General features: G+C 62.5%; 21 protein-coding genes, 1 tRNA gene and 1 pseudogene. 14 read left to right on the plus strand and 9 right to left on the minus strand.

Annotation, left to right across the window (positions count from 1 at the left end; all coding sequences use genetic code 11):
• Positions 1-580 precede the first annotated feature (580 nt).
• On the minus strand, positions 581-5,197 hold the full coding sequence (locus tag KYX69_RS20060; protein WP_300500764.1) for an NAD-glutamate dehydrogenase domain-containing protein: 4,617 nt from the start codon (positions 5,195-5,197) through the stop codon (positions 581-583).
• A gap of 176 nt (positions 5,198-5,373) precedes the next feature.
• Complete coding sequence (locus KYX69_RS20065; RefSeq protein WP_300500767.1) at positions 5,374-6,666, minus strand: hypothetical protein; 1,293 nt, start codon at positions 6,664-6,666, stop codon at positions 5,374-5,376.
• A gap of 181 nt (positions 6,667-6,847) precedes the next feature.
• Between KYX69_RS20065 and KYX69_RS20070 the strand changes: the two genes are divergently transcribed.
• Positions 6,848-6,923: transfer RNA gene (locus KYX69_RS20070), tRNA-Thr, on the plus strand.
• Here KYX69_RS20070 and KYX69_RS20075 read toward each other — a convergent pair.
• The 3 genes and pseudogenes from KYX69_RS20075 to KYX69_RS20080 form a co-directional block, all read right to left on the minus strand.
• Positions 6,894-7,358, minus strand: a complete 465-nt coding sequence (locus tag KYX69_RS20075) for a hypothetical protein (RefSeq protein ID WP_300500770.1) — start codon at positions 7,356-7,358, stop codon at positions 6,894-6,896. The two genes, KYX69_RS20070 and KYX69_RS20075, sit on opposite strands and share 30 nt — an antisense overlap.
• 84 nt (positions 7,359-7,442) lie before the next feature.
• A pseudogene (locus KYX69_RS23235) lies at positions 7,443-7,544 on the minus strand (recombinase zinc beta ribbon domain-containing protein); the annotation flags it as partial.
• Between the two features lie 132 nt (positions 7,545-7,676).
• Positions 7,677-8,072, minus strand: coding sequence for a recombinase family protein (locus tag KYX69_RS20080; protein WP_300500773.1), 396 nt, complete (start codon positions 8,070-8,072; stop codon positions 7,677-7,679).
• A gap of 279 nt (positions 8,073-8,351) precedes the next feature.
• Between KYX69_RS20080 and KYX69_RS20085 the strand changes: the two genes are divergently transcribed.
• From KYX69_RS20085 to KYX69_RS20115, 7 genes are all read left to right on the plus strand, one after another.
• Positions 8,352-9,116 carry an SDR family NAD(P)-dependent oxidoreductase gene (locus tag KYX69_RS20085; RefSeq protein WP_300500776.1) on the plus strand — a complete coding sequence of 255 codons (765 nt, stop codon included), beginning with the start codon at positions 8,352-8,354 and terminating at the stop codon, positions 9,114-9,116.
• 110 nt (positions 9,117-9,226) lie between these two features.
• Entirely contained in the window at positions 9,227-10,804 is a 1,578-nt protein-coding gene (locus KYX69_RS20090; protein ID WP_300500778.1) for a hypothetical protein, read from the plus strand.
• Positions 10,804-11,835: an SMP-30/gluconolactonase/LRE family protein gene (locus KYX69_RS20095; protein ID WP_300500781.1), complete on the plus strand. Its 1,032-nt coding sequence runs from the start codon at positions 10,804-10,806 to the stop codon at positions 11,833-11,835. Before KYX69_RS20090 ends, KYX69_RS20095 begins: the two co-directional genes overlap by 1 nt.
• Complete coding sequence (locus tag KYX69_RS20100; RefSeq protein WP_300500784.1) at positions 11,832-12,770, plus strand: NAD-dependent epimerase/dehydratase family protein; 939 nt, start codon at positions 11,832-11,834, stop codon at positions 12,768-12,770. Before KYX69_RS20095 ends, KYX69_RS20100 begins: the two co-directional genes overlap by 4 nt.
• A 115-nt stretch (positions 12,771-12,885) precedes the next feature.
• Entirely contained in the window at positions 12,886-15,033 is a 2,148-nt protein-coding gene (locus tag KYX69_RS20105) for a TonB-dependent receptor (protein ID WP_300500785.1), read from the plus strand.
• 258 nt (positions 15,034-15,291) lie between these two features.
• A complete protein-coding gene (locus KYX69_RS20110) occupies positions 15,292-17,208 on the plus strand; it encodes a TonB-dependent receptor (protein ID WP_300500787.1) in 1,917 nt (638 codons plus the stop codon).
• 168 nt (positions 17,209-17,376) lie between these two features.
• Positions 17,377-17,919: a PepSY-associated TM helix domain-containing protein gene (locus tag KYX69_RS20115; protein ID WP_300500789.1), complete on the plus strand. Its 543-nt coding sequence runs from the start codon at positions 17,377-17,379 to the stop codon at positions 17,917-17,919.
• Between the two features lie 2 nt (positions 17,920-17,921).
• Here the strand turns inward: KYX69_RS20115 and KYX69_RS20120 are convergent, their stop codons facing one another.
• Positions 17,922-18,218 carry an antibiotic biosynthesis monooxygenase gene (locus KYX69_RS20120; protein WP_300500792.1) on the minus strand — a complete coding sequence of 99 codons (297 nt, stop codon included), beginning with the start codon at positions 18,216-18,218 and terminating at the stop codon, positions 17,922-17,924.
• Between the two features lie 60 nt (positions 18,219-18,278).
• Between KYX69_RS20120 and KYX69_RS20125 the strand changes: the two genes are divergently transcribed.
• Entirely contained in the window at positions 18,279-19,187 is a 909-nt protein-coding gene (locus tag KYX69_RS20125; protein ID WP_300500794.1) for a LysR family transcriptional regulator, read from the plus strand.
• Here the strand turns inward: KYX69_RS20125 and KYX69_RS20130 are convergent.
• Positions 19,178-19,735 (minus strand): helix-turn-helix domain-containing protein, encoded by a 558-nt coding sequence (locus KYX69_RS20130; RefSeq protein ID WP_300500797.1) that lies wholly within the window; start codon positions 19,733-19,735, stop codon positions 19,178-19,180. The two genes, KYX69_RS20125 and KYX69_RS20130, sit on opposite strands and share 10 nt — an antisense overlap.
• Positions 19,736-19,752: 17 nt before the next feature.
• Here KYX69_RS20130 and KYX69_RS20135 point away from each other — a divergent pair, with 17 nt between their 5' ends.
• The 5 genes from KYX69_RS20135 to KYX69_RS20155 are packed head-to-tail and all read left to right on the plus strand — an operon-like array spanning position 19,753 to position 23,582.
• The gene (locus KYX69_RS20135; RefSeq protein WP_300500800.1) at positions 19,753-20,559 is read left to right on the plus strand and encodes an SDR family NAD(P)-dependent oxidoreductase; all 807 of its coding nucleotides are present in this window, start codon (positions 19,753-19,755) and stop codon (positions 20,557-20,559) included.
• 2 nt (positions 20,560-20,561) lie between these two features.
• Positions 20,562-22,151: an NAD(P)/FAD-dependent oxidoreductase gene (locus KYX69_RS20140; RefSeq protein ID WP_300500802.1), complete on the plus strand. Its 1,590-nt coding sequence runs from the start codon at positions 20,562-20,564 to the stop codon at positions 22,149-22,151.
• Between the two features lie 29 nt (positions 22,152-22,180).
• Positions 22,181-22,405 carry a hypothetical protein gene (locus KYX69_RS20145; protein WP_300500805.1) on the plus strand — a complete coding sequence of 75 codons (225 nt, stop codon included), beginning with the start codon at positions 22,181-22,183 and terminating at the stop codon, positions 22,403-22,405.
• Entirely contained in the window at positions 22,402-23,154 is a 753-nt protein-coding gene (locus KYX69_RS20150) for an SDR family oxidoreductase (RefSeq protein WP_300500807.1), read from the plus strand. The genes KYX69_RS20145 and KYX69_RS20150 overlap by 4 nt, the downstream gene beginning before the upstream one ends.
• Before the next feature lie 5 nt (positions 23,155-23,159).
• Complete coding sequence (locus KYX69_RS20155; protein WP_300500809.1) at positions 23,160-23,582, plus strand: nuclear transport factor 2 family protein; 423 nt, start codon at positions 23,160-23,162, stop codon at positions 23,580-23,582.
• A 37-nt stretch (positions 23,583-23,619) separates the two neighbouring features.
• Here the strand turns inward: KYX69_RS20155 and KYX69_RS20160 are convergent, their stop codons facing one another.
• Both KYX69_RS20160 and KYX69_RS20165 read right to left on the minus strand, forming a co-directional pair.
• Positions 23,620-24,027 (minus strand): VOC family protein, encoded by a 408-nt coding sequence (locus KYX69_RS20160; protein WP_300500812.1) that lies wholly within the window; start codon positions 24,025-24,027, stop codon positions 23,620-23,622.
• A gap of 3 nt (positions 24,028-24,030) precedes the next feature.
• A complete protein-coding gene (locus KYX69_RS20165; protein WP_300500815.1) occupies positions 24,031-25,113 on the minus strand; it encodes a hypothetical protein in 1,083 nt (360 codons plus the stop codon).
• Position 25,114: the final 1 nt, after the last annotated feature.

Here is a 25,114-nt window from a genome sequence, read left to right on the forward strand (position 1 = left end):
CCGACCAGGACACGATCAGATCCGGCTGAACATCCCCATCACGCCTCATCGCCATCGCTGCAGCCTATCTCGTCCTTCAATACTCTCTCTGAATCAGACGGACCCGACTTCGTCAACGGGCTGTTAATCCTCCCCCGCCAGGGGGAGGTGGCACGCGCAGCGTGACGGAGGGGGAGGAAGCAGGACGGTCGAGAGGGCATCGCCGACCTCCCCCTCCGTCGTCCCGGAACAAGTCCGGGACGCCACCTCCCCCTGGCGGGGTAGGATTGGCTATTTGCTCGCACCGTCGACACTTTTGCGACACCCGAGAGGAGATTTGTCGCATGCGCGCGTAGCCCGATGGCGCACTGTCACACGACATGTTCGCTTTGCCTGGTTCCGCATCCCGGGGTTCGTCGCCCCGATACCGGCCTGTTTCCGCCAGACCGGCATGTTCGCCACAGCCGAAAACCCGCAGAAATCCGCGCCTCTCCGAGCGAGGCTTTCCTACAATAACCTATTTGGTTACAATCATGGGATGGGACGTAGAACGAAAGGGGGCGAATTCACACATGACGCATGATTTCGCCCACCTCCAATTTCACCGCCCCAACAACACCCGTGCCTGTCCGGCAATCTGCGCCAGCATCGCCGCATTCGGCGCAGGCGCCTTCTTCGCCCGCTCGACCAACGTCACGAACTGCGCGACACGCGCGGCATGTTCGGCCAGCCAGGCATCGACCTCGGCCTTGGGGTCCTTGCTCGTGCCGCGCGCGAGGAACTCCAGCCGCAACTGCTGGAAGTCACGCGCAAGGCCCGCGATCAACAGCCGCTCCCACGGATCGCCCGCGATAATGCGCGCGGCATTGGCCTGTGCCCAGTCCAGCCCCAGCGCCTGGCCCAGATGCGTGAAGGCATGGGTCAGCTCGGTCTCGCCGATACCGCGCCGCTGGCCCAGATCGGCCAGGCCCACTGCGCCGTCTAGCTCGAAGATACGCACGATCTTCGCGACCAGCTCTGCCGGTGCGCCGGCCGCCTCCAGCTGGGCGGCGATGCGGCCCGATTGCGCCAGCGCCTCTTCCTTGAGCAAGGTCTTGGCCTGGCGGTCAAGGCTGTCGATGCCCGGCTTCAGGCGGCCGAGCACCGCCGTAATGTCCTCGCCCGGACGGCACACGCGCAGCAGATCGGCGATCTGCGATCGGGTGGCGACGGCGATCTCGTCGAGCACCGCAAGCCGCGCGCCCTCGCTCATCGCTGCAGTCTCGATCTCCTCCCACAGGGGCTGCAGGCCGAACAGCCGCTCCGTCACCACGAACATCATCGCGATGTCGCGCAGCGATGCGCCTTCTTCCTCGGCCAGCTCGAACGGGTGCAGCACGCCCAGCCGGTTGACGATGCGGTTGGCGAGCTTGGTCGCCACGATCTCGCCACGCAGGCGGTGTTCGAGGATCGCGGTCTTGAACGTCTCGCGCATCGCGGGCGGGAAGGCGGCGATCAGGTCGCTCTCCAGCGCCGGGTCGAGGCCCAGCCCGCCAGTTTCGATCGCATCCTGCAACGCCAGCTTGCTCGTCGCCAGCAGCACCGCGAGTTCGGGCCGGGTCAGCCCCGCGCCGTCCTGTGCCCGGCGCAGATATTCCTCATTGGTCGCCAGCCCCTCGACCGCGCGGTCCAGCCGGCCGCCGGCCTCGAGGATTTCGGTCAGGCGCACAAAGCTCGGCACCGCGACCGGGCCGTCATTCTCAAGGAAGGACAGCGCCAGCGTCTGGAGGCGGTTATCCTCCAGCACCAGATGCGCGACATCGTCGGTCATCGACGCCAGCAGCGTGTTGCGGTCGCCCATCTCCAGGCGACCCTCGATCACCTCGCGGTTGAGCGCGATCTTGATGTTGACCTCATTGTCCGAACAATCGACGCCCGCCGAATTGTCGATGAAGTCGGTGTTGATCCGCCCGCCCCGCATCGAAAAGGCGATGCGCGCCGCCTGGGTCACGCCCAGATTGGCGCCCTCGCCGATCGCACGCGCGCGCAGTTCCTCGGCATTGACGCGCAGGCGATCATTGGCAGGATCGCCGACCTCGATATGTGCCTCCGCGGCGGCCTTCACATAGGTGCCGATACCGCCGAACCACAGCAGGTCGACCGGTGACTTGAGGATCGCGGAGATGAGCGCATTCGGCTCCATCTCCTCCGCCTCGATGCCCAATGTCGCGCGGACTTCCGGGGTCAGCTTGATCGATTTTTCCGACCGCGCGAACACGCCGCCGCCGCTGGAGATCAGCGACGGATCATAGTCCGCCCAGCTCGACCGGGGCAGGTTGAACATGCGCTGCCGCTCGGCCCAGCTTGCCGCCGGATCGGGATCGGGGTCGAGGAAGATGTGGCGATGGTCGAACGCCGCGACCAGCTTGATCGCCTTCGACAGCAGCATGCCGTTGCCGAACACGTCGCCCGACATGTCGCCGCAGCCCGCGACGCGGATCGTGTCGGTCTGGACGTCGGTGCCCATTTCCAGGAAATGGCGCTGGACGCTGACCCACGCGCCCTTGGCGGTGATGCCCATCGCCTTGTGGTCGTAGCCGACCGAGCCACCGCTGGCGAAGGCGTCACCCAGCCAGAAGCCGCGCTCGATCGCGATGGCGTTGGCGACGTCGCTGAAGGTCGCGGTACCCTTGTCGGCGGCGACCACGAAATAGGGGTCTTCGCCGTCATGGATCACGACGCTGTCGGGATGCACTACCGCGCCGCTGACGATATTGTCGGTGATCGAAAGCAGCGAGCGGATGAAGATGCGGTAGCTTTCCTTGCCCTCCTCGAACCACGCATCGCGGTCGATGGTGGGGGAGGGGAGCTGCTTGGGATAGAAGCCGCCCTTCGCGCCGGTCGGCACGATCACGGCGTTCTTCACGCGCTGTGCCTTCATCAGGCCGAGGATTTCGGTGCGGAAATCGTCGCGTCGGTCGGACCAGCGCAGGCCGCCGCGTGCGACCGGACCGGCGCGCAGATGGATGCCTTCGACGCGGGGGCTGTACACCCAGATCTCGCGCCACGGCAGCGGCGCGGGCAGGTTGGGCACGCGGCTGCTGTCCAGCTTGAACGCCAGCGCTTCGGCGGCGGCGGGGGCATAGGCGTTGGTGCGCAGAGTCGCGCGGATCACGCCGGAGATCGCGCGCAGGATTCGGTCGTCGTCGATCGCGCCGACGGCGTCCAGTCCGGCGGCAATCGCGGCATCGGCGGCGGCGATGGCAGCGGCGCTGTCCTTTGCCCGCGCCGGATCATGCGCGGCCGCGAAGCGGTCGACCAAAGCTGTGGCTACGGCCGGCGCACGACGCAGTGCCTCGACCACCGTGACCAGGCCGTGGCTGAGGCCGGTCTGACGCAGGTAGCGGAACCATGCGCGCAGCAGCACGACCGATGCGGGGGCCAGCCCCGCCTCGACGATCAGCCGATTGAACGCGTCATTTTCCGCGCGCATTTCGAGCACGGCGGCAATTGCGCCCTCGACCGTCGCGGTGTCGCCCTTCAGCGTCCCGCCACCAGGCAGTTCGACCTCGAAATCATGGATGAAGGCGTCGGCATCGCCGGCCAGCGCGGTCGGCAGCTCCTCGATCACGCGGAACCCGAAATTCTCGAACACCGGCACCGCGTCGGAAAGCGGCAGCGGTCCGCCGAGGCGATAGAGCTTGATCCGCAGCTTGCCATGATGGTCATAGATGCGGACCGAGCGCGCCTGGGTATCGCTGAGCCCGGCGATGCGCACGATGTCGCGCGCCGCTTCCTCCGGCGGGTTGCCGTTGCGATAGCCGAATGGGAAGGCGGGGGCGTAGCGCAGCGCCAGCCGCGCCGCGCGCGACGGCGTTGCGCCATCGTCGCGCAGGGCGACTTCGACCGCGGGCAGCCAACCGCGCACCATCCGCTCCAGCTCAAGGTCGAGCGCCGCGGCATCGGGCATCCGCCCCTCACCACGCAGGTCGAGCGTATAGCGCAGCAGCGCCACCGGCCCATCCTCCAGCGCGATCGACCAGCTGAGCAGCGAGGCATGCGCCGCGCGGGTCAGCATCTCGCCAATCGCGACGCGGCGGCCGGTCGACACCTCGTCGCGCGGCAGCCACACAAAGGCAAAGAGATGGCGGCCCAGCGCACTGCGGATCATCACCAGCTTCGGGCGCGGGCGATCGGTCACCGACATGGCGGTCAGCGCGATCTGCTCCAGCGCCTCGGCCGGGAAGGCGGTGGTCAGGTCGTGCGGCAGGCCGGTCAGGGCATGCGCCAGCGCCTTGCCAGTATGGCCGCGCGGGTCGAACCCGAACTTGCTCTCAAGGCTGGCGATGCGCGCGCGCAGCATCGGCACCTCGTCCGGCGTGGAATGCAGCGCGGCGCTGGTCCACAGGCCGGCATGGATCGACAGGCCGGTCACCTTGGGACCATCGCGCAACGGTACCAGCACCAGGTCGAGCGGCGCGCGGCGGTGCACGGTCGAGATGAAATTGGACTTGAGCAGCAGCGGCGGCTGACCGCCCTGTTCGAACCATTTGATCGCCGCCTGCCGCGAGGTTTCGGCGAGCAACGGCGTGTCGAGCTCCATGCGGCAAATGCCCGCGGCATCGGTCACGGTCCCATCGCGATGCCAGTTCTCATGGCCAACCAGCGTCATGCTGCCCCCCTGGAACCAGCGCAGCAGCGCGGCACCCTCGGCATCGGCGATCTTGTTCGCGTCGTCGCTCATCGCGCGGCGCAGCTCGGTCCAGTCGGTCACGGCGGCGCGGACATGGCCCAGATTGCGCTCGAGATCGCGGACCAGGCCGGTGCGGTCGCGCGCATCGGCACGCTCAAGCTCCAGATAGACCATCGATTCGCGCGATCCACCGCTGCCGATGCCGGCCAGCGTGCCATCGCCGGCGCGCTCGACCGCGACGACCGGGTGAATGATGCGCCGGATCGCGATGTCGTGCGCCGCGATCGTCGCGGCAATCGAATCGACCAGGAACGGCATGTCGTCATTGACCACCGCCAGCCGCATCGCGCGGCTGTCTTCACCCAGCCCGGTTTCGAGCGCGATCCCCGGCGTACCGGGCGCGCGCGTCGCCGCGGCCTCCGCCACGAACCTTGCGGCCGCGGCGCGGGCGGTGTCATCGAACCCCTCCAGCTCCCCCGGCAGGGCCCCATCGGTGAGGCGCGCATTCACGGCCTCGGCGAGCGACTTGATCGGCGTCTTGCTCATGATGTGGCGCTATGCGCCCGCAGCGCGCGCGGCTCAAGGCTTGCTGCACTGCACAGTAACATTTGAGACTAAATTGCCCGGATCGTGCGATCGGAGCACAAAAAAATGCGCGCGAACCGATGTTTTCGACCAGTTCGCGCGCAGCTTGGGAGAAGGCTTCGGGAAGGATCAGTGGGTCATGCGGCGGCCTTGCGCAGCGCGCGGTTGGCGAGCGCGGCGTCGTCATCGATCCGCGCGACGATGTCGAGTGCGCCATCGGCGCCCGCCCGGGCGAGCAGCAGCACGAATTCCTGCGCGCCCGCGTCCATCTGGACATGCGCCAGCGCCGGGCGCGCGCGCAATTCGGCGCGAACCTGATCGAACAGATCGGGCTGCGGCGCGGGCTTGCGCAGCGCGCGCTCGGCCTTGACGATGCCCTTGATGCCGCCCTCGGTCGCGCCGATGAACGCATCGAGCCCGCCCTCGGCGATGTCGTGGCGGCGCGCATGGCTCATCACCGCGGCGAATTCGGTCAGGCGGGTCTTGTCGTAATCGGCGCCGAAAACAAGCTTTGCCGCAGCGGTCATCGGTGCGCGTGCCTGCACCGCGATCCCGGCATCGGCCAGCAATTCGGCATAGTCCTCGGCATCGATCTCCGAGGCGCGGGCGAAATCATAGGCCCGCGACAGAGCGCGGTAGAGCGAGGAGCGGCTGCGCGTATCGGCGGCGCGGGCGGCGGCGGCGCTTTCGCGCGCGATCAGCAGCCGGTCCGCGAGCGTATCGGCAGCCGGAAGCGCAACCGTGTCGAGCACGGGTTCCGCCTCGGCTTCTACTTCGACGCTCTCGCCAAAACCCGAGCTCGGCCCGTCGGCCCAGACCGGCGCGGCGGTGACCGGGGCAGGGGCGGTCCGGCGGGCTTCCTCGACCTCGCGCTCCAGCTTTGCTTGGGTTTCGGCGTCGACCAGCTCTTTCCAGTTAATCACGCCATAAATGAAATCGATCGTGTCCGCGTCGGACGAGAAGGGCATCAGGATGCCGCGATACAGCGTGTTGTGCCCGCGCTGGCCGACAAACTCGGCCTCGAACCCGATTGGGGCGCGGTTGGCGATGATCTGCAGATAATGGTCGGTCAGGCGCGAGAGCAGCGACCGGCTGGGCACTTCACCGACATGGGTGATGTCGCTGGTGACGCCGCATTCCTCGCGCAGCGACCCGCCAAGATAGCGAATCGCCGGATTCTCGATCCCCTTGCTGAAATCGAGCAGCACGCTGTGCGGGCCGAAATCGGCGATATTGCCGGGATTGAGGTCTTCGATCGACGGATAGGGGCGCCCGTGCAGCAGCGACACCCAGTGATTATAGGCGCGCACATGCATGCGGCGCTCATCGGTGCCGATCGATAGCCGATGCGCGCCAGGCCCCGAATCGCTGACGCCAGTGTCGTCATGATCGGTGTCGGGACGATCATCGAGTCCGCGGGCGGTGTCCATGCGCATGCTCCACAAAGGGCAACGGGCCCTTCTCCGGAATGACATTGCGCCGGATGTGGTAAACACTGCGTAAAGGCGCCCAATCGGCAAATCCCGCGCCGGCAACGCTTCGGCAACGCTTGTCAGCTAGGAACAAGGCTGTTAAGCGCCGCCACCTTCCCCGGCGGCACACGCCGGGTATGCCGCTTTAGCTCAGTTGGTAGAGCATCGCATTCGTAATGCGGGGGTCACAGGTTCGAGTCCTGTAAGCGGCACCATTCCCGATCAAGCGAGGGCACCATGGGTGCTTGCTGATCAGGACTTCCGTTGGCAGCGATTTCGAGTGGCCGCATGGGGCCGCTTATCGTGATGACATCAGGCGCAACGAGAACGTTGGCGATGAATCTTCGCGCATAGTCCTGTCGCAAGGTAGGATCGTCGGAGCGTAGCTTGGTTAGGATGACCTCGCCCAGGCGGTCGATCGCATCAGAGGTGACTCGCTGGTCGGCAGCGGACAGCTGCCTCTCAACCAGCAGGATTTCCTGTTCGAGATCGGCGCGACGGGTGCGCTGGGCGGCTAGTCGCGCGGTGAAGTCTGCATCGCGCGCGGATACGACACCTTGCTCGATAAAATCGAACATGTTCTGGATCGCGCCGTCGACGCGGGGGCGCTCGGTCCGTAGCGCTTTCAGATGAGCTTGACGCTCGCGCACCGCGGCTGAGCCATCATCCAGCAGGTTGGCAAGGAGCTCACGCAGCCGTGCCGGATGGAACAGCCGTTCGGCTATCGCATCGATGACGATTGCTTCCAGCTTTTGGTTGCGGATGCTGGTGCCTTGGCAAGCAGTCTCGCCGCGTCGCAGATTTCGGGAGCAGCGGTAACGCCCCGCCTTTCCCAGTCCCGATCGTCAGCGCGTTCCCGCATTTCGGATGGCCGCATTTGGCGATACCGGCGAGCATCGATGGCCCTGATACGAACGTTGGGGGGTGATGTGGCGAGCATTGCGCGCGATACCCGCTTGCACTTCGAGCTACTCGGTCTCGGGAATAATCGTTGGGACGGTGATGACCTGCCATTCTGCTTCAGGTCGCTTGACGCCGTTGCGGACGTCATGAACCCCGTAAAAGTGCTTTCCGCGATAGGTCGAACGCTGGAGAATATCCTTGACGTTTGAGACGTGCCATTTGCGTCCACGCAGGGTCGCTCGGCTTGCGTTCAAGTGGCAGACGATCTTCTTGTAGCCCATCGGGCCCTGGCCTACTCCGATCCGCTTCATGCGAAAGATTTGCTGCACTTGGAGTGCCTCGGAGGGGGCGATCACCAGCCGCTTCTTAGCCTTCGGTCCCCGCATCTCGACGATTTCGGTGGTGTAGCCAAACGGCGGGACGGCGCCGTTCCAATATCCTGACTTGGCATTGCGCCGCATTGTGTCGAGTGTGAACTTTGCCGTCTGACGCGACTGATATTCATCGAAATTGGACAGGACGTTGCGGATCAGATCGTCCGAGAATTAGCATGGCCTCACGGCGTTGCGAACCGGCGAGAATCTCGATCTTACCGTTTGCGCCGCGCTCCCCGAGCGGGGGCGGGAAGCCGCCCGCACGCGGTATTCGGGCGGTGAATAGCAATGTCCTTGAAATTTGATTGGTCGAGCATTCAGCAACGGCGGAGGGATCGGTCCAACTAACGAGAGAGGTGCGCAGCGATGGCCGGGCGATTGCATGGCAAGGTGGCGATTGTCACTGGAGCAGCCAACGGGATAGGCGAAGGGATCGCACGGATTTTCGCCCAAAGCGGGGCGAAGGTTGTCGGGTGCGACATCGACCGGGGTGCTGTGGAAGCGGCGGCGAAACGGGCGATCTCCGATGGTGCCGAGTGGGAGCCAGCCACCGCCGACCTTGCCGATGAAGTGGCAACATCGAACCTCATGGACAACGTGGCCTCCCACCATGGACGGATAGACATACTCGTGAATGCCGCCGCCGTTGCGGCGTTCCGCTGGATCGAGGAAATGTCGCTCGCCGACTGGCGGTTCACGCTCTCGGGTGAACTCGATACAGTGTTTGTGGCGACGCGTGCTGCATGGCCCCACCTTAAGGTAAGCGGTCGGGCAGCGATCATCAACTTCGCGTCGGTCAATGCTTATCATGCGCTCGAAGGATCGCCGGCGCTTGCCCATTGCGCGGGGAAGGGTGGTGTTCTGGGGATGACGCGGCAACTTGCAATGGAGGGGGCGCCTCACGGGATTCGTGCCAATTCCATTTCGCCGGGCTTCATTCTGACTGCCGCGACGCGGGCTCATATCGAAAGCGAACCTGCGATCGAGGCGAAGGTGATGGCGAAGAACATGGTCAAGCGTCTGGGTACGCCCGACGATATCGCCTGGTGTGCCACCTGGCTCGCATCGGATGAAGCGGGTTACGTGACCGGTGCCGACATCTCGGTCGATGCGGGCGCGACGGCTTGGTAGCCACGCGGTCAATATCCGCCGTTTCGATGGCTGGCCTCCAGCGCAATGGTTTGTCGGTCGACGATCGGAATGCGACCACGCAAGTATAAACAAAGCAGTGGAGAGGGAAGATGGCGAACCTCAGGGGTAGCGCGCGTGTTACAGCGATTTCGGCGCTGGTGCTGTCTGCGATGCTTTTGGGCGCTCCGCTCGCGCCGATGCGCGCGCAGGCCGCAGCATCGCCTCCGGTCGCGACAGAGTATAGCGATGAGGATTTTGTGACGCTCTATCCGGGCGTTTACACCGAACGCGAGGCTGCACTCGTCCGTGCCTATCTGGAGGCAAATCGTGCCCTTCGCGAACGGGGGCCAATCGACATCAAGGCGCTGATCGAAGGTCGCCTTCCGAAAAATACGCCGGGAATCGGCCCTGTCGTTCGGGCCAGTGAGGATTGGGTCCGGTATAATAACGCGAAATATGACCCGGAGAGCCGTCTGCGTCACGATGCGGCGTACGCGCGCCAACTGGGGTACAAGGATATCGTCGCCTTCGTCAGCTTTGCTGCACACGACGACACCTTCATGGTTCCCTATCCCACTGCTGCGCGGGATCGTCTGCTCGTTAGCCATCTCAACCACAGTCTGACCAGTCACCGCCCGATTCATCCTGGTGATACGCTTTATCTTGTCATGGACGACCGCCGGATGCGCGATTTGACCCCGCCAGGCGGAGCAAAGATGCGAAGCGTCGCGATCGAGAGCGATGGATCAATCTACAACCAGCGGGGCGAGAAGGTCAGCAGCGTCACGTTCCGGGTTGTCGAGAGCGTCCGTATCCTTAAGGATCCGTCGCGGGCGCCCAAGAACCCGGGCTTTTTCGATATTTGGGAGGCACCGGACTGGCTGCGTCGTCCGGCGCACGTCTATACAGACGCTGACTGGACGCGGATTCGCAATATCTGGGCGCAGGAGCGCATGCGCGGCGCGGAGCCACTTTACTGGGACGATGTGACGATCGGTGAACAGCCGGCCGCAACGCTGGACGGGCCGGTGCTGGCTTCGGTCATCCCCGTGCCGCCCTGGGGCATGGGTGCCGGTGGAAGCCGGACGCTGAAGCGCGAAATCATGGATCCTGCCAGCCGGGCAAAGCTGCAGCGGGGAGAGAAGGACGGTATCTACCGGGCGCTGGATCCTGCGGTGAACGCACCGCCCGTGCCCAAGCAGTCCGGCGCTGCGACGGGGCAGGGCGGTGACGGCGCGATCGTGACTTCCGACATCCATAAGGACGGCGAGAAGCGCAGCCCATTGGTGAACTATGTCGGGCGGGATCACGCGATCCGGCATCTGACCAACTGGATCGGCGACCGCGGCTGGATCGAGACTATCAACTGGAGCATCATGGACCCGCGGGCGCACTGGGTAAATGGCAAGGCGGTGCCCCGCAACCCGAATGCGCTGACCTTCCTGCACCGCGTTCCGTTCATGCGCGACCGGTTCGTCAACACGCACGCCCTGACGCAAGATGTCATGATCGTACGATCCTATGTCACGGACAAATATTCGCGCGACGGGCGATTCCTGGCCGATATTGTCTGGTGGATCGAGACGATCGAAGGAGACATTGTCGAAGAGGGTGATGCTACCGTCCGCCTGCCAACCCGTGCCGAGGGGGCTGACGCGGTGACGAAAGCCGTCGTTGCGGGAAATTGATGGTCGCGTCCACCAACCCGCTTTCCGATTGGCAGGTTAATCGTGCCGATATCGCCTATATCGGGCATGAGCTGCAGCGGCCGGAGTGCATCCTTGCCGAGCGCGATGGGACATTGTGGTCGGCTGATGCGCGTGGTGGGGTCATGCGCATCGCGCCCGATGGAACGCAGTCGTTTATTGGTCAGACGTCGCGGATTGATGAACCTGCGGAGTTTGATGCCCGTTATGTCCAAACGTCGGGATCGTTACCGAATGGTCTGTGTTTCGACGCGCAGGGTGACTTCCTGATCGCGAATTTCGGCACTGACGCTCTGGAACATATGGGCCGTGACGGGCGGTCACGCACCCTGTTGGATCGCATCGACGGACAGCCGCTGGGCAAGGCCAATTTTGTGACCCGCGACCGCCGGGGTCGCATTTGGCTCACCGTCACGACGCGCACCAATCCGTGGACCGACGCGGTGCGGACCAAGGTGCACGACGGCTACATCGCCTTGATCGATGATCGAGGGGCGCGGATTGTCGCGGACGGGCTTTGCACAACCAATGAATTGCGGTTCGATGCGGACGAGCATCACATCTATGTTGCCGAGACCGCGATACGACGAGTGACCCGCTGGCGCGTCGGCCCTGACGGAACGCTGAGCCAGAAGGAGAGCTTTGGCCCTTCGGTTTTGCCCGGAACTCCGGACGGAATTGCTTTTGACGCGCACGGGAATCTCTGGACGACACTGGTGATGAATGAGAAGCTGGTTGCCATCACGCCTTCCGGCGACGTTCTGACACTGCTCGATGACAGCCAGCCCGGAGCGGCGGAATATGATCGCGCCGACGCGGAAAACCGGCTGACGCCGGAGATTATGCTGGCGTGCAAGGGAAGCATCGCCCCGTGGATGGCCAGCGTTACCTTTGGCGGGCCTGACCTTCGCAATGTTTATCTTGGCAGTTTGCTCGGAACCCGCATTCCCTGGTTTCGAAGTCCGGTGCCGGGGCTGCCGCCTATTCACTGGCAGGACGGAAAGCGCGCATGAGGACGATCCTGGTCACCGGTGCGGGGGGCTTTGTCGGCCGATCTTTGACAGAACGGCTGATGGACCGCGGCGATCGCGTGGTCGCTTTGGACGCGCAATGGCGCAATGCAATTGACGGGCCATTGCTCCGTCATGTTGCAGGTCCGCTTGAGTCTGCCACCGTCCGCGCAACTGCACTTGATGAAAACGTCGAAGGCGTCATCCATCTCGCCACTGTCCCGGGTGGGGCGGCGGAACAGGATCCGGCAGCATCCCGTCGCGTCAATATCGACGCGATGTATGATCTTCTCGACGATCTCGCCGCGACGGGAACCCGGCCGCGCTTCGTCTACGCCAGCTCGATCGCAGTGCTAGGCGACCCGCTGCCTGCAGGTGGTGTCGATGACGCAACGCCGCTGGTGCCGCGCATGGTCTATGGGGCGCACAAAGCGATGATGGAAATCGCGCTGGCGCTGGAAAGTCATCGTGGCAGCGTCGATGGGGTATCGCTTCGACTCCCTGGCATTCTGGCTCGGCCAGCCGCGCCATCCGGGATGAAGTCAGCCTTTATGAGCGACCTGTTTCACGCTCTGCTTGCGAAGCGCCATTTTGTTTGCCCCGTGTCGCGCGATGCGACGATCTGGGCGCAATCGATCGAGTGCTGCGTCGATAATTTTGTCCATGCCCTTGATTTTGACACGTCGAGCCTGCCCCCCGCGCGCGCGGTCACGCTTCCTGCCTTGCGGATGCAAATCGGCGAACTGGCCGACGTCATCGGTCGGGCGTGCGGGACAAACCCGGCACTGGTCGATTATGAATGTGACGCAGCGCTGGAGGCGACCTTCGGCGCCTATCCTCCGCTGACGACCGGCGCGGCCGACGCGGCGGGATTTGTGCATGACGGGGATATTGCCGCGCTGGTCGCACGCGTGCTCGCCCATCTGCAGCGCAGCTAGTCGCATTTGCTGCATCGATAGCTGGACCCGGTGAAAGCGTTTTGACCCTGTGGCAGCGACTCAACAAGCTTAGCGGACCAATAAGATCCGGCGTTGATCGGTGGGGAGAGGGTAGATGACGATTCCATTCCGCGCGGGTGTCGCGCTGGCCGCGATTGCTCAGGCCATTGTATGTGGCGGGGTTGCCGCCGCGCAAACACGCCCGTCTGAAAGCGCAAGCCAGATCGAGGATGTCATCATTACCGCCGAGCGCCGGCCATCGACAATCCAGCGCACGCCGATTGCCATCACTGCTATCGATGGTGATGAACTTGCCAAGTCCGGCACGACCGACCTTATCAATGCCGTCGATCGCGCGCCTGCGGTTCAGATTCAGAAAAGCAATGTTGGCTCGGCATTCTACATCCGTGGCGTCGGTTCGCGTGGACAGAGTGGCGAGACGCCGGTTTCCGTCTTTCAGGACGGCATCTACCAACAACAGGCGGAAATGGTCGGTGTTGGTTTCGCCGACCTGGACCGGATTGAAGTGCTGCGCGGTCCGCAGGGCACGATCTATGGCCGCAATTCCAACGGCGGAACAATCAATCTGATCACAAAAGATCCTGAACTGGGCAAGTTCGGTGGATCGATCATGGCGCAATATGGCAACTTCGACACGCTGCGGTTGCAGGGCGTGGTCAATGTCCCGATCGGCGATACGCTGGCGTTGCGTATCGTGGGCGCGCGCAATCGGCATGACGGCTATCTGAGCAATGGTCTGAACGATCAGGGTGAGGATCTTGGGCGGGTGAAGCTGCTCTGGCAGGCAACGCCTGAACTCCGGGTGCTGCTCGGCGTTGAGCGCACCGAGATTGATGCGGATGGGCCGGGTAATGTGCTGCTGCCCGTCACCGCTCGTGATGATCCATGGACCGCCCCCGCTTACACCGGCCTCACAACGATTCCGGGCTTTCAGCCGATTTACTGTGCGCCGGGGTGCCAGGCGTTCTTCAAGCTGAAGAACACCGCCTACCGCGGTGAGGTCAGCTATGATTTCGGTTTCGCTACAGCGACTTTTCTCGCTGGCATCCAGCGTTTCCAGCGCAGCTATGGCCAGCCTTTCTCGGGTCTGTGGGAGATCGATGATTTGCCCGTCGAGCAAGAGACATTCGAGGTGCGCCTCAACTCAGATCCGGCCGCCTCGGTGCAATGGGTGATCGGTGCCTATGCCTTCGATCAGGACCGGGCAGGCGAGAAGAAGTACAACTACACTTTCGGCCAATATACTGACTACGCAGTCGCAAACTCCCGGTCTCGCGCTGTGTTTGGTCAAGCAACCGTTCCGCTGACCGATGGTCTGCGCGCGACTGCGGGGCTACGCTACACGCGCGACCAGTTCCAGCGTCGGGATGACCTCGGCGTCGTGAATGGGACCACCGGTCTCGTGACCGCGCAGCCCACGCTCGGCACGCTTCAGACCGGAAGCTATGGGAAGCTGACCTACAAGCTCGGCATTGAAGCCGATCTCGGCGAACGGTCGATGCTTTATGCACAACATTCGACCGGCTTGCGGTCGGGCGGCGTCGATCCGACCGGTGGCCTATATCAGCCCGAGACGATCAGTGCCTTCGAATTGGGGGTGAAGAACCGGTTCCTCGACAACCGTTTGCAGGTCAATGCCGCTGCATATTATTATTCATACGAGGGCTACCAGCTCTCTTACTATGTCTATGCCAATGGCGGTTCGGTACCGAGTTTCGTCGTCAGCAACGTCCCTGGAACCACCAAGATTTGGGGCGCAGAGCTTGAGGGCCGCTTCCGGGCGTCGCGCAACGACCTGATCGATTTCTCGCTCAATTGGCAGAAAAGCCGCTTCGGGGACGCGCAGATTCCAACAAGCTGCACCTCCGCTGGGGTATGTACGATTACCGATCTGAGCGGCCGATCATTGCCTCGGACACCCGAATGGACGGCGACGCTGGGCTATGAGCGACGGTTTGGCCTCGCAAATGGTGGTGATGTTACAGCACGCGCCGATGGCCAGTACAAGTCGGCCTACAATGTCGACCTGCTCACATTCGCCAACTCACGCCAGAGCGCTTACGCGCTCGTCAGCGGGCGGCTTACCTACAACGCACCAGGCGAGACGTGGTCTTTGGGCGCCTATGTCAATAACCTGACCAACCGCGCCGTCATTCAGCAAGCGAATACTGCAGGGCCAGCCGTTTATGGTGTCATCAACGACCCGAGGACCTACGGCTTGGTACTGTCTGCCCGCTTTTGAGCGGGTCAGGTTGGGCGTTCTATTGCCCGGCCCGATGCGATCCTATCCACGCAATGCGTTTGATTTGCTGCAGCGTCTAACGTGTTGATGAGGACCGGTGAAGCGCGGCCCGCGAGAGGCTGTATCCGTTAGAACTAAGAGAAAACGAGGGAGGGGTTTATGCGAAAGTTTATGTTGTCATCGTGCCTCGCGGCTTTGATCGCACCAGGCGTTGCGTTCGCGCAGGAGCGGGTCGTAAAGGAAGACGGCCTTGAAGAGGTGATCGTCACCGCTCAGCGCCGAACGGAAAACGTTCAGAAGACGCCGATCGCTCTTACGGTGGTTACCGGCGAAGATATCGAAAAGCGCGCGCAGGTGAACCTGGCTGATGTGCTGTCCACGACGCCGGCGGTCCAGGTTTCAGGAAACGCAGGTGGCGGGCAGGTTTACATCCGCGGCGTCGGATCAAATAACGACGTCGTGTACGGAAACCCTGCGGTCAATCTGAACATTGATGGCATCTATCAGCAACAGACCAGCACCGTTCTTTCCGCCATGTACGATATCGAGCGGGTCGAGGTGCTGCGCGGGCCGCAGGGGACACTCTACGGGCGGAACGCTACGGGCGGCAGCATCAACGTCATCACGAAGGACCCGTCAACGGATCGGTTCGAAGCGGGTGCCAGCGTATTGCTCGGCAACTATGAGCATATCCGCGTCCAGGGGATGTTCAACGCGCCTTTGTCCGACAGCTGGGCGATCCGTGGTGCGATCTCGTTCAACGATCGCGATGGCTACTCAAATGCCGGCAGCGATGCGCGCTATGTGTCGATGCGTCTGAAGTCACTGTTTGAGGTGAGCCCCGACGTGCGCATCATGCTCGCAGCGCGGTATCTGGATGAATGGGGCGCTCCGGCCGCCAGCGTCGAGGCTCCGCTATCCGCGCGCGACGACCCTTGGCAGAGCAACTATCTGCTTGGTGTTCACCGTGCCGATGCGCTCGGCTTCGACGCGACGGCTGATTTCACAACCGGGATCGGCGTACTGACGGCGCAATATGGCCATGTCGAATCCTCGCGCTGGGACAATCGCCAACTCGCCGGCGGCACTACCAGTTTCGCCTATGACGAGAACCAGGACTCGCTCGAGTTGCGCTTCGCGTCTAAGGCGGAAAGCCCAGTGTCATGGGTGCTGGGCGCGTTCTACCTCCAGTCCGAGCAAAATCGGTTCACGCGCGAAAACCGGATTGGAGGCACCACCGTTGGGGCGGCACCCGTCAACGCGCTCGTCGAGACAGGCGCTGTGTTTGGCCAGGTGACAGTGCCTATCACCGATGCATTCCGAGTCACTGGTGGAGCCCGGTACACCAAGGAGACCAAGAAGCAGCGCTACTCGGCCAATCCGCAATACACGTATGAGGACGACGCTGTCACTTGGAAGGCCGGCGTGGAATTCGACCTTGCCCCGCGTTCGATGCTCTATGGTGGGATTTCGTCCGGCTACAAAGCCGGGGGATTCGGCGAGGATCCGGCTTCGCTTCCTTACAGTGCCGAACATGTCACGGCGTATAATATCGGAATCAAGAACCGCTTCTTCGACAATAAGCTCCAGCTGAATGCGGAAGCGTTTTACTATGACTACAAGGATTATCAGGCTAGCTATCCGCTGCTGATTGGCGGGGTGTTCTATTTCCTGACGCGCAATGCCGGTGAGGCGACTGTGAAGGGGTTCGAGATCGAGGCAGATGCGGCATTGTCGGGTAACGACACGCTGCGCGTATCGGTTTCGCATCTCGATGCCCGGTTCGGCGATTTCCGGTACACCGATCTCACCGGTCCTCGTGACTTTTCGAATCTGCGGATGCCCAACACGCCGCTGTGGTCGGGCGATATCAGCTATGAGCATCGCTTTGACCTTGCCAATGGCGGTAATGTCACTGCAGGCCTTTCATCGCATTTGTCGCTGTCCTACTGGACCACGGGTGAGCGCACTCTCGATTCCGAACAGCCGTCCTACACGCGCACCGACCTCAACCTTGCCTACAACGCGCCTGACGGGCGCTGGTCGATTGCGGGGTATGTCCGCAACCTTGAGAACGAGGCGGTTCGCGTCTTCGGGCTCGCCAACCCGACGCAGCGGCGGCTTTTGCTCGCAGCGCCTCGCACTTTCGGCATGGTCGGTACGGTCAAGTTCTGATCCGGAACCATTCCTCCGGCACCTTAAGCGGGCGAGGCTTTTGCCTCGCCCGCTTTTTTTCATCGGCCCGCGCAATAGCTGGCTTTTGTTTTTTGGGATGCGCCCTTCACTCGATACGGTCCACATTGGTGAAACGATGGCGCGAGCCACAAATGTTGGGGAGGGAAGATGCTGCGCACTTATCACCGCTGGCTTGCAATCATCAGCGGCATATTCATGATTTTCATCGCGCTTACCGGAATTGCGCTACAACTTGACCTCTGGATCACCGGCACGCCCCCTCCTGGGGCGGAGCGCAACGATGCGCCGCCACCGCATCGCGCGATGCCCGATCGAGCAGCGGTCGCGCGGATGACCGATACGGTGTTCGCGGCGATGGCCACGCGCACGGATGTGTCCGTCGAGCGCATCGAGTTTAACTTCGCTGCCCCCGCGCCGTTCGCGACAGTTGGGTCGGCGAATCCGTTTGGCCCAGCGATCCGTATCGATGCGCGCACCGGTGCCGAGCTACCGGTCGAAAAGATGGATACCGGACTGCACGGCATCCTTCAGGATATTCATGCCGGATATTTTTTCGGGTTGCCGGGACGAATCCTAAGCGTGCTGCTCGGAGTGGGGCTGCTGGTGCTGAGCTTTACCGGGCTCAAGGTCTATTTTGATCTCTACCTGCGTCGCCGGAAGATCGGGAAGAAGAACCCATTCTGGCGCTAACTTCAGAAGAAAACGCGCGCGTGGTGGTGTGTGACCATGGGCGGCTCGACGAAAAAGCCGCCCACTTGCATACGCCACTGTTGAAATTCGGGAGATTCACGAAAGCCGACCATGTGGTCCTCAATCGTATCCCATTCCACGCGAAGGACGTAGCGCGCGGCATCCTCTTCGGTCGATTCAAGGGCCATCGCCCGACATCCTTGCGCGGCCTGAAACAGCGGTGCGCATGCGGCTACCGCTGCTTCGAACGCTGTCGCATTGGCAGGGTCGATCTTGAGGACGGCCATCTCAAATACCATTCGCTTCCACTCCCCGAGCAAGCCTTTGCCGATTCGGCTCAGACGGCATAAGAAACGATTATGCGCTTCCACAAGCTCGATCTGAATCTCCTCGTTGCCCTCAACGCGTTGCTTGAGGACAAAAGCGTAAGCTTGGCCGCGGAGCGGATCCATCTCAGCCAGTCCGCGACGAGCAGCGCGCTGGGCCGATTGCGCGAATATTTTCAGGACGAGTTGCTCGTGCTCAAAGGGCGGTCGATGGTATTGACCCCCCGCGCGGAAGAACTGGTCCAGCCTGTTCGCGCTGTACTCGACCAGATCACCGCGACGATCGCGGTGTCGCAGCCCTTCGATCCGGCCGTTTCCGATCGACGGCTCTCGATACTCGCATCCGACTATGCGATCGAGGTCATGCTGCGACCTGCCATGCTGGCCTTCGAGGAGGAGGCCCCCGGCATGACCTTCGACATTTCGCCGCTGGGCGATGACGTGGTCGAGGAATTGAAACGCGGCCGCGCCGACCTGCTAATCGCCATCGATACCGCGATTTCCACCGAACTGCCGTTCGTGCAGTTGTGGGAGGATGATTTCGTTGTTGTGGCCTGGTCGGGTAATCATTCGCTGCGCGGGGGCATCACGCGCGAGCTTTACGAATCGCTCGGCCATGTCGTGGCGCGCTTTGGTCGGACACGCAGCCCGTCCTTCGAAGAGTGGGCTCTGCGCAGCCAGGCGATCAATCGTCGTGTAGAAGTTATCGCGCCGAGCTTCACTGCGGTCCCAAGCTTCCTCGTCGGTTCACAGCGGATCGCAACCATGCACCGTCGATTGGCAGAACGCATGGCGCGCTTTTATCCGCTGAAGATCCTGGAGGCACCACTCGACATTCCTTCGGTCCGTCAGACGGCGCAATGGGCCTCCAGTAGCAATACGGACGCAGCGCTGATGTGGTTGGTTGGCCGCCTTCAAGCGTTGATGCAGGATCAGGGCTGATCCCTGCTGTCATATTCTTGGCGAGACCGAACGATCCTGTCCTGCTTTGCGCGTACCCATTCCAGCATCTCGCGCGCGCGTTCCAGCAGTGATTGCCCAAGACCGCTAAGGCGATAATCGACCTTGGGCGGGACGTCTTGCGTGACCGTTCGGATCAGGAATCCATCGCGTTCGAGAGCCCGCAGCTTCAGCGTCAGAACGCGCTGGCTAATTTCGCCTTCGCTCGACAGCGCGCCGACGATTCGACGGAGCGTTGCATGGCGCCACGGCCCCGACTGCAATGTGAGCAACAGCAGCATCGTCCAGCGGTCGCCGATCAGGGAAAACACCTCGCGTACCGGTTCGTCGCGCCCGCGACCGGCCTCGTCCATTTCCCGCGCAAGATATTCCAGTGATCGCCAGTCACCCGCCTCATTCTCTTCAGCGCCGCGGCGTACCGCTTTCAGTCGTGTCTGCGCTTCGTCCATGTCCATTCCGAAGGCACAAAAAAGTGCCGTCTTCCGCTCTCTGCCGTCTTGCCTACCCATGCAAGCAATGGATCGCAGCATCCTAGAGGAGGACGAGGATGACAATGGGTTTCGACTTGTCGGGAAGGGTGGCGATCGTCACCGGCGGTGCGGGCGGCATCGGAGCGGCGACCGTGCGGTTGCTCGTCGCGCGCGGTGCGCGGGTCGCCGTGGCGGATCTGGCGATTGATCGAGCGGTTGCGCTCGCAGATAGTCTGGGCGGCGACGTGCTCGCGCTGCATCTCGATCTTGCCGATGCAACTTCGGTCGAAGCGATGGTGGCGGCGACGGTCGCGCGGTTCGGCCGGGTCGATATCCTCCACAATAACGCGGCGCTGATAGACCCGCGCGTCGCCGAGCAGGACGTCGATGTCGAGACGATGGATCTCGATATCTGGGACCGCACCTTTGCGGTCAATGTGCGCGGTGCGATGATCGCCTGTCGCGCCGTACTTCCCCATATGGTTGCACAAGGTGGCGGCGCAATCGTCAACACCGTGTCGAACCTTGCGTTGCAAGGGCATGTCATCCAGACGGCCTACAGTGCTTCGAAGGCTGCGTTGATCCAGCTGACCCGCTCGATCGCCGCCAGCCATGGGCGCCGCGGTGTCCGATGCAACGCAGTGGCACCAGGGATGACGCTCACACCCGCTTTGAAGGAGGCGTTTCCTGCCCATATCCGCAAGATGGTGGAAGACGAGACGCTGAGGGATCGGCTCGGCGAGCCTGAGGATATCGCGGAAACAGTCGCCTTCCTCGCCTCTGACTCGGCGCGCAACATCACCGGCCAGTGCATCGTGTGTGATGGCGGCCTTGCGAGCCATGTGCCCGGCTTCGGTGCCTTCCTTGCACTCAAGGAGGGCTGAGCATGGCTAACTATGATATTGTCGCGCTGGGCGGTGGGCATAACGGACTGACCGCGGCCGCTTACATGGCCAAGGCCGGCAAGAAGGTGCTGGTGCTGGAACGCAAGCCGCATATCGGGGGTGGCGTTTCGACCCGCGAGCTGATCACACCCGGCTATTGGCACGATGAACATTCGAACGTGCACATCATGATCCAGGGCAATCCCATGCTGCGCGATGACGAGCTGGGGCTGCTTTCGAAATTCGGGCTCGATTACATCTATCCCGAATTACCGTGGGCGACTGTTTTCGAGGATGGTCGCACCATCCGCGTGTGGAAGGACCTGGACCGCACGTGCCAGGGCATATCGGAATTCAGCCCGCGCGACGCCGACGCCTATCGCAAGTTCGTGCAGGCGAGCCAAGCCGTGCTGCCGATGTTCATGGCCGGCCTCTATCAGCCGCCGTTCCCGATGGGCGCGTTTGTCGCGATGATGGACCAGTCGGATGAAGGGCGTTTCCTGCTCGACGTGATGAGCCGGTCTGCGCTGGACGTAGCCAATCAATATTTTGAGAGCGACCTCCTCAAGCTGCATCTGGTCCGATTGGTCACTGAAAATCTGCAGATGCCCGACGAGCTTGGCACGGGTATGGGCGCGTTCCTTATGCCCGGCATCGTGCATACCTATGGCGTCTCGATGCCGCGCGGCGGATCCGGGGAGCTGTCCAGGGCGCTGGTTCGATGCATCGAGCATCATGGTGGTGAGGTACGCTGCTCGGCTGAGGTGGCGCGGGTCACGACGTCTGCCGGACGTGCCACTGGTGTCGAACTGACAACTGGTGAGCACTTCGTCGCCAAAGATGCCGTTATCGGCGCGATTCATCCGCGGGTACTGCGCAACTTTGTTGTAGGTGTCCCGGAACCTGTCCTGCAGCGCGCCGAGCGCGTTACCCCGTCGACCTTCTCAATTTGCCTTACGCATATGGCGCTCAAGAAACAGGCGCGGTTGAAGGCGCGCGAGGCAGAGGGCGCGGTGCTTTGCGAACTGATGTCCACAGATTCATTGCACGAGATGCTGCTGGACTATGACCGGTTGCGGCGAGGTGCCATCCCCGAACGGCGACTGATCGCGGGCGGCGACAACACGGCCAACGATCCCACGCGCGCGCCGGCTGGCGGCGGGGTATTTTACGGCGTCACCTTCGCCCCTTACGCGCTGCACGAAGGCGGCGCGGCGCGCTGGGATGAGATCAAGGAACGGGTCGCGGACGAGAGTCTCGCTTACTATCGTAAATTTTACGACGGGCTGGACGATGACAATATCATCGGCCGTCTGGTCCGGTCGCCTCTGGATCACGAACGCGATAGCCCGGCCAGCTTCATTCGCGGCGACATTCATGGCGCGGCGCCGTTCATGTACCAGACTGTCGGCCATCGACCGACGCCAGATCTCGGTCATTTCACCGTGCCGGGTGTCGAGGCGCTCTATCTCGTCGGTCCATTCATGCATCCCGGGGGCGGTGTGTTCGGTGCCGGGCGCGCGACGGCGATCCAGATGATGGACGATATGGACATCGACTATGACAAGGTGCTGGCAGGAGCGGTGCGATGAACGATTTTGCGAGGCCCAAGGGGCCGACGATGCGGATCTATGACGGCCAGAACAAAGAACTGATGACGGTCCGCAAGCTTGAGCGTGACGGGAACGACCTGGTAATCACCGGCAAGATTTTCGGCGCCATGCCCATGAAGGCGCGATTGAAACCGGAAGAGGCACGGGCCGCGCTAAAATTGCTGACGCCTGCGACGATCTGGTTCCTGCTGACCATCCTGTTCCGCAGTTCGGCCAAGGGAGAGCGTGCATGAAGTTCGACTTCACAGGCCGCCGCGCGCTTGTCACCGGCGGGACCACTGGCATCGGCCGCTCGATCGTCTCCGCCCTGGGGGCGAGCGGCGCACAAGTCCTGGTCAACAGCGAGGACGCCGCCGCCTGTGCTCGGGTGGCGGGAGAGGAGCCTGACGCCATCGCGTTGCCGGCGGACCTGTCGGATCCGTCGGCCGTGACGGCGCTCGCCCATCGCGTGCTGCGCGAAGGGGCGCCTGACCACCTTTTCCTCAATGCCGGGATCACGGGAAAGCTTCGCGCCGGGGATGAAGGCTATGAGGCCGAGGTAGTGACGGTGTTCGCGATCAACCTGCACCATGCACGCATATTGTGCGACCTGCTGCTGCCCGCAATGTCGGCCCGTGGAGGTGGAAGCGTAGTGTTGACCGCGAGCCTGTCTGCGCTCCGCGGTAATCGCAACATCGGTGTCTACAGCCTGACCAAGGCGGCGCTTGCCCAGCTCGCGCGCGACATGGCCGTGCGATGGGGACCGGATGGTATTCGTGTCAATGCTGTGTCTCCGGGCCTGATCGCGACGGGTTGGGAGCAGAATATTCTGTCAAACCCGGAAGCAGCCGAACGCCGGATGCGCATGACGCCGCTGCGTCGGGTGGGGCGACCGGATGAGATTGCGGCGGCCGCGCTGTTTCTCGCATCCGATGCGGCAAGCTTCATCACCGGACAGAATATCGCCGTCGATGGCGGCACATCAATCACAGATGGGAACTAATGACCATGCGTGAAGACCAATTCGCGGATTATATTCGCCGGTTCAATGCCGAGGATGCAACCGCGTTCGATGACTATCTCGCTGCCGATATGGTGATGACCAACGGATCGCTGACCTTCACTGGGGTCGATGGCATGCGGCACCATTATGAGGACCTGGTCTGGCCACATTTTGTCGAAACGCTCAAAGTGCTGCGCTTCGTTTCAAACGACGACACGGTGGCCGTGCAGATGCATACGAACTTTGTCGCTCGCCATGATGCCGATACCCTGTTCGGGCCGGTGAAGAAGGGCGAGCAGTTCGATTATCGCGGTTTGATCATGTACGAACTGCGCGACGGAAAATTTTCGAGCATCACCGTTGCATTCAATAGTTTCGTCAACACGCGCGGTGATGGGACGACGGTGAATATCGGCATTCCGCATTGACGGTAAGCGGGTCGCCGGGTCGGCGACCCGCCCATTTTTAGTCCTCGGGCTCGCAAACAAACTCGATCAGATTGCCGGCACAGTCGCGAATGAACGCGCCGCTGCCATATTTCTCGCGCACCACGAAGACGATCTCGACGCCCATTGCCTCGAGTTCCGCTATGGTGGCGTCCAGATCGGCGACGCGGAAGGCAACATGCTTGTTGCCATGCGTTTGGAGATCACGGTTCGGCACGCGACGGTCGTCGGGTAAAGGTGCCGCATTCGTTACTTCGAACACCTCCATTCGCAGCGGGCCTTTGCGCAGCATGGCAACACGAGCGCTGATTGCGGGGATCTCAAACTTCTTCTCGACCGAAAAGCCCATCACACGGCCGTACCAATCGGCCGCTTCGTCGAGGCTGGGGACGCTGACGGCGCCATGATGAAAGGTAAAATCGACCAAGCTTCACTCCTTTGGTTTGATTGCTGTGGCGGGCGCCGTCGAGACCCAGATCGAACGGGAGCCCGGCGCGCTCATCTTCTGGAAGAGATGCATGCCCTGGACCTTGCCGTCATAGACCCGGAACATCTGGGCGACGAAGATCGTGGCGGGCAGCGGTGCGATCGTCTCCGACTTGTACTTGCCTGTGGCGTTCGCCCTGGCGAGTGCTCCGTGATAATGGGCCACCATCTCTCCGGGCACGAATGCGCTCCAGCTAGGCGTCGTGACCGGATAAGGCTGGACAATGCCTTCCACCGTTGCGATCGCCACGACCAATCCGGTGGCGGCGTCGGCAATCACCCGTGCGTGAGGATCTGCCGGTCGCTCAGGTACGATGGGGCACAGCATGGGAATGCTGCCATCGGGGAGTCGCTCTTCAGGGAGCGGAGCCCCTTCGGGTAACATGAAGGCCATCATCTCTGGCTCTTCGCCGACGATCTTGCCATTTTCCATCAGCCGACAATCGGGATGGGCCGCAGGGCTTTCCATCTTTGGGGAGAACATCGAGCTGCCAACTATATGCAGTGCGTCACGGGGCATCAGCCGCTTCGCTTCGACCGGTCGGGTCCATTGCGTAGGAAGGGACGACATTCCGTCCGCGTCATATTGATAGCCAGCATCAGCACGAGAACGCGTCAGGAAGAGTTCAAGTTCGGAAAAGCGACCCTCTTCGACCTTCAGCCGTCCCCAAAACAGTGCGGTCGGCCCCCCTTCGCGCAGCGTGACGACAATGAACATCTCGCCCGTCGAAGCGTCGATCAGATATTGTTTGGCGAGCGCTTCCGATGGAGTGCGCCATAGCGACATCATCGGGAGCGCAGCGGCCACGCCGTTTTCGGATGCGCGATAACTTTGCGTCAAAGGAACGGCGCCCGGATTTCGTGCAACCATCGACGCAACCAGCCCATCGGCCAGCCGGGTCATGCAGGCTCGGTCGCATCGATCCGCTGCTGTCTTCGACGGGGGCGTCCCACTGCTGGCGCTGGCAGGCGCTGCCGCCAGCGAAAAGGAAGCGAGCATGACACCAGCTGCGAGTCGCTTGATCATT

It is taken from the genome of Sphingomonas sp. (genome assembly GCF_030145815.1).
Taxonomy (GTDB): Bacteria; Pseudomonadota; Alphaproteobacteria; order Sphingomonadales; family Sphingomonadaceae; genus Sphingomonas.

What these genes read in the sequence shown, in the direction of transcription:
- KYX69_RS20085 (WP_300500776.1), top strand. Translation starts at nt 8,352, where the DNA reads ATGGCCGGGCGATTGCATGGCAAGGTGGCGATTGTCACTGGAGCAGCC.
- KYX69_RS20100 (WP_300500784.1), top strand. Translation starts at nt 11,832, where the DNA reads ATGAGGACGATCCTGGTCACCGGTGCGGGGGGCTTTGTCGGCCGATCT.
- KYX69_RS20090 (WP_300500778.1), top strand. Translation starts at nt 9,227, where the DNA reads ATGGCGAACCTCAGGGGTAGCGCGCGTGTTACAGCGATTTCGGCGCTG.
- KYX69_RS20095 (WP_300500781.1), top strand. Translation starts at nt 10,804, where the DNA reads ATGGTCGCGTCCACCAACCCGCTTTCCGATTGGCAGGTTAATCGTGCC.
- KYX69_RS20065 (WP_300500767.1), bottom strand. Translation starts at nt 6,666, where the DNA reads ATGGACACCGCCCGCGGACTCGATGATCGTCCCGACACCGATCATGAC.
- KYX69_RS20125 (WP_300500794.1), top strand. Translation starts at nt 18,279, where the DNA reads ATGCGCTTCCACAAGCTCGATCTGAATCTCCTCGTTGCCCTCAACGCG.
- KYX69_RS20155 (WP_300500809.1), top strand. Translation starts at nt 23,160, where the DNA reads ATGCGTGAAGACCAATTCGCGGATTATATTCGCCGGTTCAATGCCGAG.
- KYX69_RS20135 (WP_300500800.1), top strand. Translation starts at nt 19,753, where the DNA reads ATGACAATGGGTTTCGACTTGTCGGGAAGGGTGGCGATCGTCACCGGC.
- KYX69_RS20145 (WP_300500805.1), top strand. Translation starts at nt 22,181, where the DNA reads ATGCGGATCTATGACGGCCAGAACAAAGAACTGATGACGGTCCGCAAG.
- KYX69_RS20060 (WP_300500764.1), bottom strand. Translation starts at nt 5,197, where the DNA reads ATGAGCAAGACGCCGATCAAGTCGCTCGCCGAGGCCGTGAATGCGCGC.
- KYX69_RS20080 (WP_300500773.1), bottom strand. Translation starts at nt 8,072, where the DNA reads ATGCGGCGCAATGCCAAGTCAGGATATTGGAACGGCGCCGTCCCGCCG.
- KYX69_RS20130 (WP_300500797.1), bottom strand. Translation starts at nt 19,735, where the DNA reads ATGCTGCGATCCATTGCTTGCATGGGTAGGCAAGACGGCAGAGAGCGG.
- KYX69_RS20105 (WP_300500785.1), top strand. Translation starts at nt 12,886, where the DNA reads ATGACGATTCCATTCCGCGCGGGTGTCGCGCTGGCCGCGATTGCTCAG.
- KYX69_RS20165 (WP_300500815.1), bottom strand. Translation starts at nt 25,113, where the DNA reads ATGATCAAGCGACTCGCAGCTGGTGTCATGCTCGCTTCCTTTTCGCTG.
- KYX69_RS20120 (WP_300500792.1), bottom strand. Translation starts at nt 18,218, where the DNA reads ATGGTATTTGAGATGGCCGTCCTCAAGATCGACCCTGCCAATGCGACA.
- KYX69_RS20150 (WP_300500807.1), top strand. Translation starts at nt 22,402, where the DNA reads ATGAAGTTCGACTTCACAGGCCGCCGCGCGCTTGTCACCGGCGGGACC.
- KYX69_RS20115 (WP_300500789.1), top strand. Translation starts at nt 17,377, where the DNA reads ATGCTGCGCACTTATCACCGCTGGCTTGCAATCATCAGCGGCATATTC.
- KYX69_RS20140 (WP_300500802.1), top strand. Translation starts at nt 20,562, where the DNA reads ATGGCTAACTATGATATTGTCGCGCTGGGCGGTGGGCATAACGGACTG.